Source organism: uncultured Nocardioides sp., from assembly GCF_947488025.1.
Lineage (GTDB): Bacteria > Actinomycetota > Actinomycetes > Propionibacteriales > Nocardioidaceae > Nocardioides.
Map to the genome: position 1 here is coordinate 132,726 of NZ_CANKYS010000004.1, position 12,740 is coordinate 145,465.

Annotated in this window: 14 protein-coding genes; 7 read left to right on the forward strand and 7 right to left on the reverse strand. The window is 72.2% G+C overall.

Going from position 1 to position 12,740, the window contains the following annotated elements; translation table 11 throughout:
• Positions 1-22: 22 nt before the first annotated feature.
• The gene (locus Q1B24_RS09375) at positions 23-658 is read left to right on the forward strand and encodes a hypothetical protein (RefSeq protein WP_299926792.1); all 636 of its coding nucleotides are present in this window, start codon (positions 23-25) and stop codon (positions 656-658) included.
• A 102-nt stretch (positions 659-760) separates the two neighbouring features.
• Here the strand turns inward: Q1B24_RS09375 and Q1B24_RS09380 are convergent, their stop codons facing one another.
• From Q1B24_RS09380 to Q1B24_RS09405, 6 genes are all read right to left on the reverse strand, one after another.
• Complete coding sequence (locus Q1B24_RS09380) at positions 761-1,357, reverse strand: hypothetical protein (RefSeq protein WP_299926795.1); 597 nt, start codon at positions 1,355-1,357, stop codon at positions 761-763.
• A 3-nt stretch (positions 1,358-1,360) separates the two neighbouring features.
• Entirely contained in the window at positions 1,361-1,681 is a 321-nt protein-coding gene (locus Q1B24_RS09385) for a VOC family protein (RefSeq protein ID WP_299926798.1), read from the reverse strand.
• Positions 1,682-1,832: 151 nt separating this feature from the next.
• On the reverse strand, positions 1,833-2,177 hold the full coding sequence (locus Q1B24_RS09390; protein ID WP_299926801.1) for a PRC-barrel domain-containing protein: 345 nt from the start codon (positions 2,175-2,177) through the stop codon (positions 1,833-1,835).
• 44 nt (positions 2,178-2,221) lie between these two features.
• Positions 2,222-4,291: a catalase gene (locus Q1B24_RS09395; RefSeq protein ID WP_299926804.1), complete on the reverse strand. Its 2,070-nt coding sequence runs from the start codon at positions 4,289-4,291 to the stop codon at positions 2,222-2,224.
• Positions 4,292-4,414: 123 nt separating this feature from the next.
• Entirely contained in the window at positions 4,415-5,077 is a 663-nt protein-coding gene (locus Q1B24_RS09400) for an FMN reductase (RefSeq protein WP_299926807.1), read from the reverse strand.
• Positions 5,074-6,234 (reverse strand): LLM class flavin-dependent oxidoreductase, encoded by a 1,161-nt coding sequence (locus Q1B24_RS09405; RefSeq protein WP_299926810.1) that lies wholly within the window; start codon positions 6,232-6,234, stop codon positions 5,074-5,076. Before Q1B24_RS09405 ends, Q1B24_RS09400 begins: the two co-directional genes overlap by 4 nt.
• A 208-nt stretch (positions 6,235-6,442) precedes the next feature.
• On the opposite strand from Q1B24_RS09405, the gene Q1B24_RS09410 reads away from it, so the two are divergent.
• Positions 6,443-6,829, forward strand: a complete 387-nt coding sequence (locus Q1B24_RS09410; protein WP_299926813.1) for a hypothetical protein — start codon at positions 6,443-6,445, stop codon at positions 6,827-6,829.
• Between the two features lie 130 nt (positions 6,830-6,959).
• Complete coding sequence (locus Q1B24_RS09415; protein WP_299926818.1) at positions 6,960-7,784, forward strand: glycerophosphodiester phosphodiesterase; 825 nt, start codon at positions 6,960-6,962, stop codon at positions 7,782-7,784.
• 13 nt (positions 7,785-7,797) lie between these two features.
• Here Q1B24_RS09415 and Q1B24_RS09420 read toward each other — a convergent pair whose 3' ends face one another.
• On the reverse strand, positions 7,798-8,415 hold the full coding sequence (locus Q1B24_RS09420; protein WP_299926822.1) for a response regulator transcription factor: 618 nt from the start codon (positions 8,413-8,415) through the stop codon (positions 7,798-7,800).
• 194 nt (positions 8,416-8,609) lie between these two features.
• On the opposite strand from Q1B24_RS09420, the gene Q1B24_RS09425 reads away from it, so the two are divergent.
• The 4 genes from Q1B24_RS09425 to Q1B24_RS09440 all read left to right on the forward strand — a co-directional run bounded on the left by Q1B24_RS09425 (position 8,610) and on the right by Q1B24_RS09440 (position 12,440).
• Entirely contained in the window at positions 8,610-8,912 is a 303-nt protein-coding gene (locus Q1B24_RS09425) for a metal-sensitive transcriptional regulator (RefSeq protein WP_299926825.1), read from the forward strand.
• 11 nt (positions 8,913-8,923) lie between these two features.
• Positions 8,924-9,130, forward strand: coding sequence for a cation transporter (locus tag Q1B24_RS09430; RefSeq protein ID WP_299926828.1), 207 nt, complete (start codon positions 8,924-8,926; stop codon positions 9,128-9,130).
• Between the two features lie 90 nt (positions 9,131-9,220).
• On the forward strand, positions 9,221-10,195 hold the full coding sequence (locus tag Q1B24_RS09435; RefSeq protein ID WP_299926831.1) for a hypothetical protein: 975 nt from the start codon (positions 9,221-9,223) through the stop codon (positions 10,193-10,195).
• Positions 10,185-12,440 carry a heavy metal translocating P-type ATPase gene (locus Q1B24_RS09440; protein ID WP_299926834.1) on the forward strand — a complete coding sequence of 752 codons (2,256 nt, stop codon included), beginning with the start codon at positions 10,185-10,187 and terminating at the stop codon, positions 12,438-12,440. The genes Q1B24_RS09435 and Q1B24_RS09440 overlap by 11 nt, the downstream gene beginning before the upstream one ends.
• The last annotated feature ends 300 nt before the right edge of the window (positions 12,441-12,740 follow it).

Genomic DNA, 12,740 nt, shown 5'->3' on the forward strand with positions numbered 1-12,740 from the left:
CCGGCCTGATTGACTCGGGGTCATGAGCCTGGAGACCGCCGAAGAGTTCCACGCCCGCGTCTCAGCGGCGACCGACGCCGAGGGCCGGTTGCCGGTGGCGATCGAGGAGATGCCCGGGTGGGACATCTTCCCGTTCGAGCTCGACGGCCTGCGGATCAAGCCACTCGAGCCCCTGCAGGACGCCGAGCCGCCCCGTGAGGGTGAGGACCCCGCCGACTGCTTCTGCCAGCAGCCGATGCCGCCCGAGCGCGCCGCCCGGGTCGCGTGGCGCAACGAGCGGTGGCTGCTCGTCGCGCTCGACATGAAGCTGCCGGTCTCGCTGATCCTGCGGCCGGTCGAGCACTTCGACATCGCCGACCTGCCGGACGACATGGCTGCCGAGATGGGCGTGCTGATGGTGCGGGTCACGGCCGCGGTCGAGGAGCTGCCGAGCGTCGGTCGCTGCCACATCGGGCGCTACGGCGACGGCGGAGCCCACGCCCACCCGTTCTTCTTCGGCCGGCCGGCGCGCATGGGACAGCTGCGCGGCTCCTGCCTGCTCGACTGGGAGGAGAACCTCCCGCCGGTCCCCGACGACGTACGCCTCGCCAACGCCGGCCACGTCGGGCGCCGGCTCCTCGAGCGCTGCGGCGGTCAGGGTCCGGCCTGGGAGGCCTGAGCCGCCGGCACCCGGCCCACAACCCGCCGCACGTGCGGCGGAAACGGCCCCTGACAGGCCGTTTCGAGGGCCACACCCGCCGCACGTGCGGCCGAGAGGGCTTCAGGCGGTTGCCCGAGCCGCGTCCCAGAGCCGGCGGCAGTCGCGGACGTCCTGGCCGTAGACCGCGACCAGCGAGGGCGGCAGGCCGGCGGGGTGCGCGGCGAGGAAGTCCTCCAGGGCGGCGTACGCCTCGAGGAAGGCTGCGGTGTCCGGGTCGGAGACGTCGGTGGAGCCGGCCGAGGTGAGCGGGGCTAGCGGGTCGGTCACGGCGCGCGTCCACTCCTCGCGGATCGCCTCGTGCCGTTCGCGGGAGACGGCGAGCAGGCCCGTGAGGGAGGGGTCGCGGGTGGCTCCGTCACGGTCCCCGGAGCCGTACGACGCCTCGAGCCGGCCGACGTCCCGGCGGGCTCGCTCCCGGAGCACCCAGAGCCCGGCGAAGCCGAGGGCGTCGACCGCGAGCAGCACCGGCACGGCGAGCGCCGTCACGTCGAGCTGCCAGAAGACCGGGAGGAGGAAGACCGCCTGCAGCACCAGCAGGACGAGCGCGACGCCCGTGACCGGGTAGTCGGCCCGGACCCGGAGCCGGTCGGCACGCACCGTGCCGGCGTGCACGCGGACGGGAGGCGGGTCGGCCCGCCACGGGACGAGGTCGGGCACGCGTCAGGACGCCGCGTCGCCGGCGATGTTGACCAGCCAGCTGATGCCGTAGCGGTCCTTGAAGGACCCGAAGACGTCGCCCCACGGCTGCCGGTCGAGCGGCGTCGTGACGGCCTGGGCGTCCTCGCTGAGCGCGTCGAACCAGCGCCGCATCTTCTCGGCGTCGTCGCCGGCGATGCTGACCGAGACGTTGTCGCCGTAGGTGACCTGGACGAGCTCGGGCGGCGCGTCGGCGCCCATCAGGACCAGCCCGTCGGGCGTCTCCAGCTGGCCGTGCATGACCTGCTCGGCGAGGGGTCCCTCGGTGCCCATGTCGCCGAGCATCGCTGGTCTCCTCCCGGCGGGCATCCACGTGGTCCCCAACCTAGTGACGCGGCGCAGCACGGGAAAGGCCCGGGGAAGGGACGGGAAGGGACGGGACGCACAACGCCCCGGACGAACGTGTCGTCCGGGGCGTCAGCGCGGGAGTGCGGCGTCAGTGGCTGGAGTACGGCGTGTAGTAGTCCGTGTGACGGCTGCGGGAGTCGTCGCCCCAGTCGTCCTTGTCGTAGTCGGGCGCGGACTTGATCTCGTCCTTGCTCAGGTTGACGATCACGGTCTTCCCGTCGTGGTCGACGCCGCTGACGGCACCGGCCGGGATGAGGCGCTTCTTGCCGAAGATCCAGAAACCGGTGTCGACGACGAGCCACTGGCCGGTGGCCTCGGTGCTGGCCTCGTCGATCTTGCCGATGGACCCGTCGGTCGCCTCGACGTCGTAGCCGACGAGGTCCTTGTCCTGGCTCCACGTGGTGTCGCGGTAGCTCCACACGGTGTCACTCATGGTTCCTCCCAAGGGGTTGGTGGTTGGTACGCCGGCTGCGTCCGTCAGTCCTGCACCGGCCGCTCCCAGTGGCGCAGCGCCGCACACTGCTCGAGGAAGCCGGCGACCGACGCCGCCGTGAGCTCGGGGCACCCGTCGTCCGGGGTCACCCCGGCCGCGTCGAGCAGCGCCTGGGCGTCGGCCGACCAGCCGATGAACTTCTGGTGGGCGAACGCGTCGTCGACGAAGTCGCGGGCCGTCTTGCGCGCCGCGAGGTCCTGCGCACCGTCCGCGGACGGCACGACGGCCACCGCGTCGAAGAGCACCGACGGGGCACCCACGACCGCGTGGTCGGGGACCAGCTTGCGCCCGCCCTTGAGCTTGATCGGCCCGGCGGCAGGGGCGACGTACTCCACGAGGGCGCCGGCCCCGGTGAACGCGTCCTCGATCGCCTTGACCAGCGCGCCGTCGGACCCGGCGGTCACCAGCACGCCGAGCTTGCGGCCGGCGAAGGAGTCGGGTCCGTTGCGCAGGATGCTGAGCGCGTCGGACGTCGGCAGGTCGGTGCGCGTGGGCAGCGCCGCCTCGCTGGCCTCGGGCAGCGGCATGCCGAGCTCGTCGGCGACCCCCTGCGCGAGGTCCTCGTGGACGTTGCGGAGGTTGCCGAGCATCCGGCTGCGGATGGCCGGCTCCTCGCACTTGCCGAGCTCGAAGCCGTACGCCGCGACGATGTGCTGCTGCTCGACGTCGGTCTGGCTGATCCAGAACTGGCGCGCCTGGCTGTAGTGGTCGGCGAAGGTCTCCGAGCGGACCCGGCGCACCTCACCGCCCACCTCGCGCGGCACGCTCGTGTAGCCGTGGTCGACGTCGGCGCGCGGGCCGCGGTCGGTGCCGCCGAGCGAGTTGGGCTCGTAGTTGGCCCGCCCCTCCTGCCGCGACATCTGCATGTGGCCGTCGCGCTGGAAGTGCGCGACCGGGCAGCGCGGCGCGTTGACCGGGATCTGGGTGAAGTTGGTGCTGCCGAGCCGCTTGAGCTGGGTGTCGAGGTAGGAGAAGTTGCGCCCCTGCAGCAGCGGGTCGTCGCTGAAGTCGATGCCGGGCACGACGTTCTGCGTGCAGAAGGCGACCTGCTCGGTCTCGGCGAAGACGTTGCTCACGACCCGGTCGAGGGTGAGGCGCGCGATGACGCGCACCGGCACCTGCTCCTCGGGGATGAGCTTGGTCGCGTCGAGGACGTCGAACTCGAACTCCTCGGCGAACGCCTCGTCGAAGACCTGCACCCCGAGGTCCCACTGCGGGAAGTCGCCGGCCTCAATGGCGGCGTAGAGGTCGCGGCGGTGGAAGTCGGGGTCGGCGCCGTTGATCTTGACGGCCTCGTTCCACACGACCGACTGCATGCCCTGGCGAGGCTTCCAGTGGAACTTCACGAAGGTCGACTCGCCGTCGGCGTTGACGAAGCGGAAGGTGTGGACGCCGAAGCCCTCCATGAAGCGGAAGGACCGCGGGATCGCCCGGTCCGACATCTGCCACAGGGTCATGTGGGTCGACTCGGGCATCAGGGAGATGAAGTCCCAGAAGGTGTCGTGCGCGCTCTGCGCCTGCGGCCAGCCGCGGTCCTGCTCCTCCTTGACGGCGTGGACGAGGTCGGGGAACTTCATCGCGTCCTGGATGAAGAAGACCGGGATGTTGTTGCCGACGAGGTCCCAGTTGCCCTCCTCGGTGTAGAGCTTCACCGCGAAGCCGCGCACGTCGCGCGCGAGGTCGAAGGACCCGAGGTTGCCGGCGACGGTCGAGAAGCGGACGAAGGCCTCGGTGCGCTTGCCCTTGCGCGCGAACGGCGCTGCCCGGGTGAGGTCGGTGACCGGGTCGATGCACTCGAGGTAGCCGTGGGCGCCGTAGCCACGCGCGTGCACGACGCGCTCCGGGATCCGCTCGTGGTCGAAGTGGAAGATCTTCTCTCGCATCGCGAAGTCCTCGAGCAGGGTGGGGCCCCGCTCACCTGCTCGTAGCGAGTTCTGGTCGTCGCTCATGGGCACGCCCTGGGCGGTGGTCATCACCTGGCCCTTGGCCGGCGCCTGGTGGAGCTCGCCGCCCTCGCCGGTGGTGTCCTTCGAGCTGGTCGTCCTGCGCGCCATGGCCTGTCCTTCCGAGGGTCGTTGCGATCCCCTCGACGCTAGGCGCGACGCGCGGCCGATCGGCTCACCCCGTGGGACCCCCGACCTCCGTCCGCGCCCGGACGGGTGGTCCCCCAGTCGGCCCTAGTCGGTTCCGCTGTGCCCGCGGAGCAGGTCGCCGAAGGGCGTCACGTCGGCCTCGACCTGCGTGCCGGACGTACGCCGCGGGCGCGCGGCCAGGTCGGGAGCGAACCCGCCGACGCCGTAGCCGCCCTGGCTCAGCACCAGCGCCGCCAGCTCGGCCGCGGCCCGGGTGATCCGGTCCGAGAGCCCGTGGCTGCCGAAGTCCTCGGTCGCGGCGAAGATGCCCGTGGGTACGACGACCGCGCGGAGGTAGGCGAACATCGGCCGCATCGCGTGGTCGAGCACCAGCGAGTGCCGGGCGCTGCCGGCGGCCGCGGCGATCAGCACCGGCGTACCGACCAGGGCGTCCTTGTCGAGGGCGTCGAAGAACATCTTGAACAGCCCGCTGTAGCTGCCGTTGAAGACCGGCGTCACCACGATGAGCCCGTCGGCCGCGGCGACCTGCTCGCGCAGCTCGGTCAGCCGCGGGGTGGGGATGCCGCCGGTGACCATGAAGGTGGCCAGCTCGCCGGCGGCCTCGCGCAGCTCGATGAACTCGAGGTCCACGGCCTCGCCGCGGGCGGTGACCTGGGCGGTGGCCGCCTCGGCGAGCTGGTCGGCCAGCAGCCGGGTGGACGACGGGACGGTCAGTCCCGCCGTCACCACGACGATACGACGACTCATGCAGTCACCTGCGCGGCCGCCTGCTGGGCCTGGAGCTCCTCGACGCGTGCCCGGGCGGGCTCGACGAGGTGGTGCGGGGCGTCGGGACCGGCCGCCACGAGGGAGGCGTGGGTGGGCGGGTCGCTGGGCACGTGGGCGGGGCGACGGCGCTCGAACTCCGTGCGCAGGACGGGCACGACCTCGGTGCCGAGCATCTCGATCTGCTCGAGCGCCAGCGACGTCGGCAGGCCGGCGTGGTCCATGAGGAACAGCTGGCGCTGGTAGTCACCGACGTAGTCGGCGAAGCCGAGGGTGCGCTCAATGACCTGCTCGGGGGTCCCGACGGTCAGCGGCGTCATCTCCGAGAAGTCCTCCAGCGAGGGGCCGTGGCCGTAGACCGGGGCGTTGTCGAAGTAGGGCCGGAAGACGCGCTTGGCCTCCGCCTCCGTCGAGGCCATGAAGGCCTGCCCGCCGAGGCCGACGTAGGCCTGGTCGGCGGCGCCGTGGCCGTAGTGCTCGAAGCGGCGGCGGTAGAGCTGCACCATCTGCTCGGTGTGCTCCTTGTTCCAGAAGATGTGGTTGTGGAAGAAGCCGTCACCGTAGTACGCCGCCTGCTCGGCGATCTCGGTGCTGCGGATCGAGCCGTGCCAGACGAAGGGCGGCGTGCCGTCGAGCGGCGCGGGCGTCGAGGTGTAGCCCTGCAGCGGCGTGCGGAACTGGCCCTGCCAGTTGACGACCGGCTCGCGCCAGAGCTTGCGCAGCAGGTGGTAGTTCTCGACCGCGAGCTTGATGCCATCGCGGATGTCCTTGCCGAACCAGGGGTAGACCGGACCGGTGTTGCCGCGGCCCATCATCAGGTCGACGCGGCCGCCGGAGAGGTGCTGCAGGAAGGCGTAGTCCTCGGCGATCTTGACCGGGTCGTTGGTCGTGATCAGCGTGGTGCTCGTCGACAGCAGCAGCTTCTCGGTCTTCGCTGCGATGAAGCCGAGGTGGGTGGTCGGGGACGACACGACGAAGGGCGGGTTGTGGTGCTCGCCGGTGGCGAACACGTCGAGGCCCACCTCCTCGGCCTTGAGCGCGACCTTGGTCATCAGCTCGATCCGCTCGGCCTCGGTCGCCGTCCGACCGGTGGTGGGGTCCGTCGTGACGTCACCGACGCTGAAGATGCCGAACTGCATGAGGTCCTCCTGCGATTGGTCAACCACGTTGGTTGAAGTTTGTACCATCTCCAACCGGCGTTCCTCCCCCAGTATTCCGTGCGACCGGGCGTGGAATCGCCGGGGCGCCTGCCGCGTTGGACCAGCATCCGGGCGCACGCTCGGACCAACCCCTCCGGCGACCTGTCCACCGGACACCCGGGGGAACAGCTCTGCGAGAGGAGCGACGATGACCGACTTCACCCCCTTCGAGGACCTGCTGCGCTCCCCCCGCGGCCTGCTGCAGGACGCGCCCTTCGATCGCTGGCTCCACGCCCAGGAGCTCTTCGCCGAGCGCTCCTACCGCGAGGCGGCGGTCATGCTCACCGACCTGCTCGACGACCCGGGCGACGTCGGCCACGAGCTGACCGACGTACGACTGCTCCTGGCCCGCTCGCTCTTCCACTCGGCCCAGCTCGAGGGCACGATCCGGGTCGCGACCGAGCTGCTCGAGCACGACCCCAACGAGCCCTACGCCCACCTGCTGCTCGGCCGTGCCCTGCAGCGCAAGGGGCGCAAGGACGAGGCCCAGCCGCACCTGCGGCTCGCCGAGCTGCTGGGCGGCTACCGCAGCTGAGCAGCCGCCGCTGCGCCCGGGGGACGTCGTACGACCTCCTCCGGGCGCGCGCACGAAGCCTCGGTGAACACTCGCCCGGACGCCCCCGTCCGGCGCGACAGGGGCGCCCGGACGGTCACATGCTGGTCGCGTGAGCAGCTACGGCGACCACCCCGGACCCCTGGCCATCGCGCACCGCGGCGGCATGGCATTGGCCCCCGAGAACACCCTCGCGGCCTTCGGGCGCGCCACCTCCCTCGGCCTCACGCACCTCGAGACCGACGTCCGCACCACCCGCGACGGGCACGTCGTGTGCTTCCACGACCCGACGCTGCGCCGCGTCACCGGTCATCCCGGCCGGGTTGCCGACCTCGACCTCGCGGACCTGCGCCGGCTGCGCGTCGGGGGCACCGACCAGGTGCCGACGCTGGTCGAGGCGATGGCGTCGTTCCCCGACGCGAAGTTCGCGATCGACCTCAAGGACGAGGCCGCGATCGGTGCGATGGCGCGGCTGCTGCGGGCCCACCCCGGCTGGTCGGAGCGGGTCCTGGTCGCGGGGGCGTGGTCGCGCTGGTTGGACCGGATGCGCGCCGAGGCGCCGGGGGTGTCGACGGCGCTCGGCTGGCGTTCGCTGACCACGCTCATCGCGTGCTCGCGCGGCGGCGTACGCCCTCCCGGCATGCGGGGCGACGTCGTCGCGCGCGGCGGGTTCGCGCACGTGCCGATCCGGCTCGGTCGCCTGCCCGTGCACTCCGAGCGGGTGATCCGGCGGGCCCACGAGCTGGGGATCCGGGTCGTCGTGTGGACCGTCGACGACCCGGCGACGATGCGCGCGCTGCTCGACATGGGCGTCGACGGGATCATCACCGACCGGCCCGACGTGCTGCGCGAGGTGCTGATCAGCCGGGGGCAGTGGGCGCGCCCCGGTGGCGTACGTCCGGCCGTCCCGCCCGCGGCACCCGCGAGCGCCGGCTAGCCGGAACGCGGCGTCAGACGCGCTCGAGGGCCTCCGCGGCGAGGCCGTGCGAGACGGCCCAGAGGACCGCCTGGCTGCGGCTCTGCACGCCGGTCTTGCGGTAGGCGCTGCGGATGTAGGACTTCACCGAGTTGAGCGAGATCTGCATCTGGCGCGCGATGTCGTCGTTGCTCTTGCCGGTCGCGATGTGGGCCAGGGTCTCCCGCTCGCGGGCGGTCAGGAAGTCCACCTGGGTCGAGGAGCGCAGGTCCTTGGTCGGGAGCACCGGCAGCAGCGGCGCGACGACGGTCTCGCCGAGGTGGATGGAGCGCAGGGCGCGACCGAGCTGCTGGGCGTTGAGGCTCTTGGCGAGGTAGCCGGTGACCCCGTCGCCCAGGGGCTCGTGGGCGAGGCCCGGCTGGTGGTTCCAGGTGTAGACCGCGACCCGGCGGATGTAGGGGTCACCGACCGCGCGCTGCAGGGTGGTGTCGCTGCGCGCGGTGCCGAAGGTCTCGACCAGCGCGATGTCGATGGGCAGGCGGGAGCGATCCTTGATCGTCCCGAGCTCGAAGCCGCCGAGGGTCTTGAGCATGCTGTCGAGGCCTCGCCTCACGAGCTCGTCGCCGCCGAGCAGCGCGACACGGATGTCCATGGGTCGTCCTCAGGAGTCGTCCGGGAGCGGTGGACGAGCGTGTCCACCCCTCGACGACCCCCCGACCGTCATCGGGGACAGTAACCCCGGCCGGTGCCGTCCATTCGTATCGAGGGTGCCCACACCACCCTTTTCACCCCCACGGGTGGGCCTCACCTTGATCTTGATACCCCCTAGGGGTATTGTCCCATGTCATGAGCGAGCAGCACGGTCACCTCGAGGGCAACGACGCCGCGGTCCAGGCCCACCTCAAGCGCCTGCGCCGGATCGAGGGGCAGGTCCGCGGCATCCAGCGGATGGTCGAGGAGGAGAAGTACTGCATCGACGTCCTCACCCAGGTGTCCGCGGCCACCAAGGCGCTGCAGGCACTCGCCCTCTCGCTGCTCGACGACCACATGGCCCACTGCCTCGTCGACGCCGCCCGCAAGGGCGGCGAGGAGCAGGAGCTGAAGCTCAAGGAAGCGTCCGAGGCGATCGCCCGGCTCGTGAAGTCCTAGGAGGAGCCCACATGAGCGAGACCACCACCTACACCGTCACCGGGATGACCTGCGGCCACTGCGCCGCGTCGGTCACCGAGGAGATCTCCGAGATCGAAGGCGTCGAAGGGGTCGACGTCGTCGTCGAGACCGGAGCCGTCACCGTCACCAGCGCCACCCCGCTCGACGAGTCGGCCGTGCGCGCCGCCGTCGAGGAGGCCGGCTACGCGATGGCGTGACCTGAGAGCGGTGACCTCGTCAGCGAGCGTCAGCGAGCCGACAGGTCACCGAGTCGAGTTGTCCGAAGTCCAGCCCGAAGGAACCCCGCCATGAGTACGCCGTTGCGCGTCGTCGCGTTCGTCGCCGCCCTCGCCACCGCCTTCGCGCTGGCGTGGGGCGGGGGCCGGCTCGTCGGACCGGTCGAGACGGAGCCCGTCGCCGCCCACGACGACGCAGCAGCCCACGGCGGGGAGGCCGACTCCCCTTCGTCCGCCTCGGCCAACGGGTCCGACGCCCACGGCTCGGCCGTCGCCGAGGCGACCGGGCTGACCGCGCGGGCGGACGGCTTCACCTTGGCGCTCGCCGACCGCACACCGGCCGCCGGCCGCACGCGGCTCGACTTCCAGGTCCTCACGTCCAGCGGACGCCCCCTGCTCGACTACACGCGCGAGCACGAGAAGGACCTCCACCTCATCGTCGTACGCCGCGACCTGACCGGCTTCCAGCACGTGCATCCGCGGCTCGACCGCCGCACCGGCACCTGGTCGGTCGACGTACGCCTGACCCCGGGCGTGTGGCGCGTCATCGCGGACTTCACCCCCGAGGGCTGGGACGGCATCACGCTGGCCGACGACGTGTCGGTGGCGGGCGACTTCACTCCTGCCGCACTCCCGTCCGACGACCGCACCGCGCGGGTCGAGACCTCCGCCGGCACCTACACGGTGACCCTGGCGGGTGACACGGCTCCGGGCGCCTCGACCGTGCTCACCACGCGCGTCGAGCTCGACGGCGAGCCGGTCACCGACCTCGAGCCCTACCTCGGCGCCCACGGTCACCTCGTCGCCCTGCGCGCGGGCGACCTGGGCTACCTCCACGTCCACCCGGAGGAGGGCCCGGCCGGCCCGGGCATCGACTTCGCGACCGCCTTCCCCGAGCCGGCGACGTACCGCCTCTTCCTGGACTTCCAGCACCGCGGCGCCGTCCACACGGCTGCGTTCACCGTCGAGTCCGACGGGGCTCCGTCCGGCGGCGGCGACACCGACCACGACACCGACCAGGGAGAGGAGGACGACCATGGCCACTGAGGTCCAGTCCCTCCACGAGCCGACGAGCGACGTCGAGCTCGCCATCACCGGCATGACCTGCGCCTCGTGCGCCAACCGCATCGAGCGCAAGCTCAACAAGCTCGACGGCGTCACCGCGACGGTCAACTACGCCACCGAGAAGGCGAAGGTCTCCTACCCCGGCACGGTCTCGACCGACGACCTGCTGCGCACGGTCGAGGCCGCGGGCTACGCCGCCGCGCTGCCGACGCCGCCCGCCACTGACGATGCCGCAGGCGAGCCCGTCGAGCGCGACCCGCTGCTGCAGCGACTGGTGATCAGCGCCGTCCTCTCCGTGCCGGTCATCGCGATGGCGATGGTCCCGGCCTGGCAGTTCACCTACTGGCAGTGGGCCTCGCTCGCGCTGGCCGCCCCCGTCGTCGTGTGGGGCGCCCTGCCCTTCCACCGGGCGGCGTGGACCAACCTGCGCCACGGCGCGACGACCATGGACACCCTTGTGTCGGTCGGCGTGCTCGCGGCCTTCGGCTGGTCGCTGTGGGCGCTCTTCCTCGGCACCGCCGGCGAGCCCGGGATGACCCACCCGTTCCGGATCTCGATCGACCGGACCAACGGCGCTGCCAACATCTACCTCGAGGCCGCCGCCGGCGTGACGACGTTCCTGCTCGCCGGGCGTTGGCTCGAGCACCGCTCCAAGCGGCGCGCGGGCGCGGCGCTCCGGGCGCTCCTCGAGCTCGGCGCCCGCGACGTGGGCGTGCTCCGTGACGACGCTTCTGGTGGGCGCACCGAGACGCGGATCCCCGTCGACCAGCTGGCCGTGGGGGACGAGTTCGTCGTACGCCCCGGCGAGAAGGTCGCGACCGACGGGACCGTGGTGACCGGGACCAGCGCGGTCGACGCGTCGATGCTGACCGGCGAGTCGGTGCCGGTGGAGGTCGGCCCGGGCGACGCAGTCGTCGGCGCCACCGTCAACGCCGGCGGGCGGCTCGTCGTACGCGCCACCCGCGTCGGCGCCGACACCCAGCTCGCCCAGATGGCCCGGCTGGTCGAGGACGCGCAGAACGGCAAGGCCGAGGTGCAACGCCTCGCCGACCGCGTCTCCGGGGTCTTCGTGCCGATCGTCATCGGCCTGTCCGTCGCGACGCTGGGCTTCTGGCTCGGTGCCGGCGCGGGCGCCACGGCCGCCTTCACCGCCGCCGTCGCGGTGCTGATCATCGCCTGCCCGTGCGCCCTCGGCCTGGCCACGCCGACCGCCCTGATGGTCGGCACCGGCCGCGGCGCCCAGCTCGGCATCCTGATCAAGGGCCCCGAGGTCCTCGAGTCGACCCGGCGCGTGGACACGATCGTGCTCGACAAGACCGGAACCGTGACCACCGGCGAGATGACCGTCCACGAGGTGGTGGCCGCCGAGGGCGAGTCCGTCGACGACGTACGACGCCTCGCCGCCGCCCTCGAGTCGGCGTCCGAGCACCCGATCGGCCGGGCGATCGCCGCCGTCGAAGGTCCGCTGCCCGCCGTCGAGGAGTTCACCAGCCGCGAGGGGCTGGGGGTGCAGGGCGTCGTCGAGGGCCACGCGGTCGTCGTCGGCCGGCCCAGCCTGCTCGCCGACTGGGCGCAGCACCTGCCGCCGTCGCTCGTCGCCGCCGTCGAGCGGGCGCAGGGCGAGGGCCGCACCGCTGTCGCCGTCGGCTGGGACGGCCGGGCGCGCGGCGTCATCGTCGTCGGCGACACGGTGAAGCCCACGTCCGCCCAGGCGGTCGCCGCGCTGCGCGACCTCGGCCTCACCCCGGTCCTGCTCACCGGCGACAACGAGGCCGCGGCTCGCCACGTCGCTGCCCAGGTCGGCATCGAGACGGTCGTGGCCGACGTACTCCCTGCCGACAAGGTGGCCGAGGTGCAACGCCTGCAGGCCGCCGGCAAGGTCGTGGCGATGGTCGGCGACGGCGTCAACGACGCGGCCGCCCTCGCCCAGGCCGACCTCGGGCTCTCGATGGGCACCGGCACCGACGTGGCGATCGAGGCCGGCGACCTGACCCTCGTACGCGGCGACCTGCTCGTCGCCGTCGATGCGATCCGGCTCTCGCGCCGCACCCTCGGCACGATCAAGGGCAACCTGTTCTGGGCGTTCGCCTACAACGTCGCCGCCCTCCCCCTCGCCGCCGCCGGCCTCCTCAACCCGATGCTCGCCGGCGCCGCGATGGCGTTCTCCAGCGTCTTCGTGGTCACCAACTCGCTCCGGCTACGCAGCTTCCGCTCGTCGGTCTCCTGACCGCGGCCCTCCCCGGGCTGCCGCCGCCGGAGCGGTGGTCCACCCACACTCCCGCAGCCAGGAATGTCGCTCCACCACCGCTCCACGGGCAGGAGCGGTGAGTGGCGCAGGTTCTTCGGCTGCGGAACCTGCGTCACCCACCGCCGTACGCCGGCCGCCCACCGGCGCGGTGAGCAGCGCAGGTTTCCCGGCTGCAGAACCTGCCTCACCCACCGCCCGGCCGAGCGGCGGTGGTCCACCCACACTTCCGCGGGCAGGAATGTCGCTCCACCACCGCTCCACGAGCAGGAGCGGTGAGCA

What these genes read in the sequence shown, in the direction of transcription:
- Q1B24_RS09425 (WP_299926825.1), top strand. Translation starts at nt 8,610, where the DNA reads ATGAGCGAGCAGCACGGTCACCTCGAGGGCAACGACGCCGCGGTCCAG.
- Q1B24_RS09405 (WP_299926810.1), bottom strand. Translation starts at nt 6,234, where the DNA reads ATGCAGTTCGGCATCTTCAGCGTCGGTGACGTCACGACGGACCCCACC.
- Q1B24_RS09420 (WP_299926822.1), bottom strand. Translation starts at nt 8,415, where the DNA reads ATGGACATCCGTGTCGCGCTGCTCGGCGGCGACGAGCTCGTGAGGCGA.
- Q1B24_RS09385 (WP_299926798.1), bottom strand. Translation starts at nt 1,681, where the DNA reads ATGCTCGGCGACATGGGCACCGAGGGACCCCTCGCCGAGCAGGTCATG.
- Q1B24_RS09440 (WP_299926834.1), top strand. Translation starts at nt 10,185, where the DNA reads ATGGCCACTGAGGTCCAGTCCCTCCACGAGCCGACGAGCGACGTCGAG.
- Q1B24_RS09395 (WP_299926804.1), bottom strand. Translation starts at nt 4,291, where the DNA reads ATGGCGCGCAGGACGACCAGCTCGAAGGACACCACCGGCGAGGGCGGC.
- Q1B24_RS09375 (WP_299926792.1), top strand. Translation starts at nt 23, where the DNA reads ATGAGCCTGGAGACCGCCGAAGAGTTCCACGCCCGCGTCTCAGCGGCG.
- Q1B24_RS09400 (WP_299926807.1), bottom strand. Translation starts at nt 5,077, where the DNA reads ATGAGTCGTCGTATCGTCGTGGTGACGGCGGGACTGACCGTCCCGTCG.
- Q1B24_RS09410 (WP_299926813.1), top strand. Translation starts at nt 6,443, where the DNA reads ATGACCGACTTCACCCCCTTCGAGGACCTGCTGCGCTCCCCCCGCGGC.
- Q1B24_RS09430 (WP_299926828.1), top strand. Translation starts at nt 8,924, where the DNA reads ATGAGCGAGACCACCACCTACACCGTCACCGGGATGACCTGCGGCCAC.
- Q1B24_RS09435 (WP_299926831.1), top strand. Translation starts at nt 9,221, where the DNA reads ATGAGTACGCCGTTGCGCGTCGTCGCGTTCGTCGCCGCCCTCGCCACC.
- Q1B24_RS09390 (WP_299926801.1), bottom strand. Translation starts at nt 2,177, where the DNA reads ATGAGTGACACCGTGTGGAGCTACCGCGACACCACGTGGAGCCAGGAC.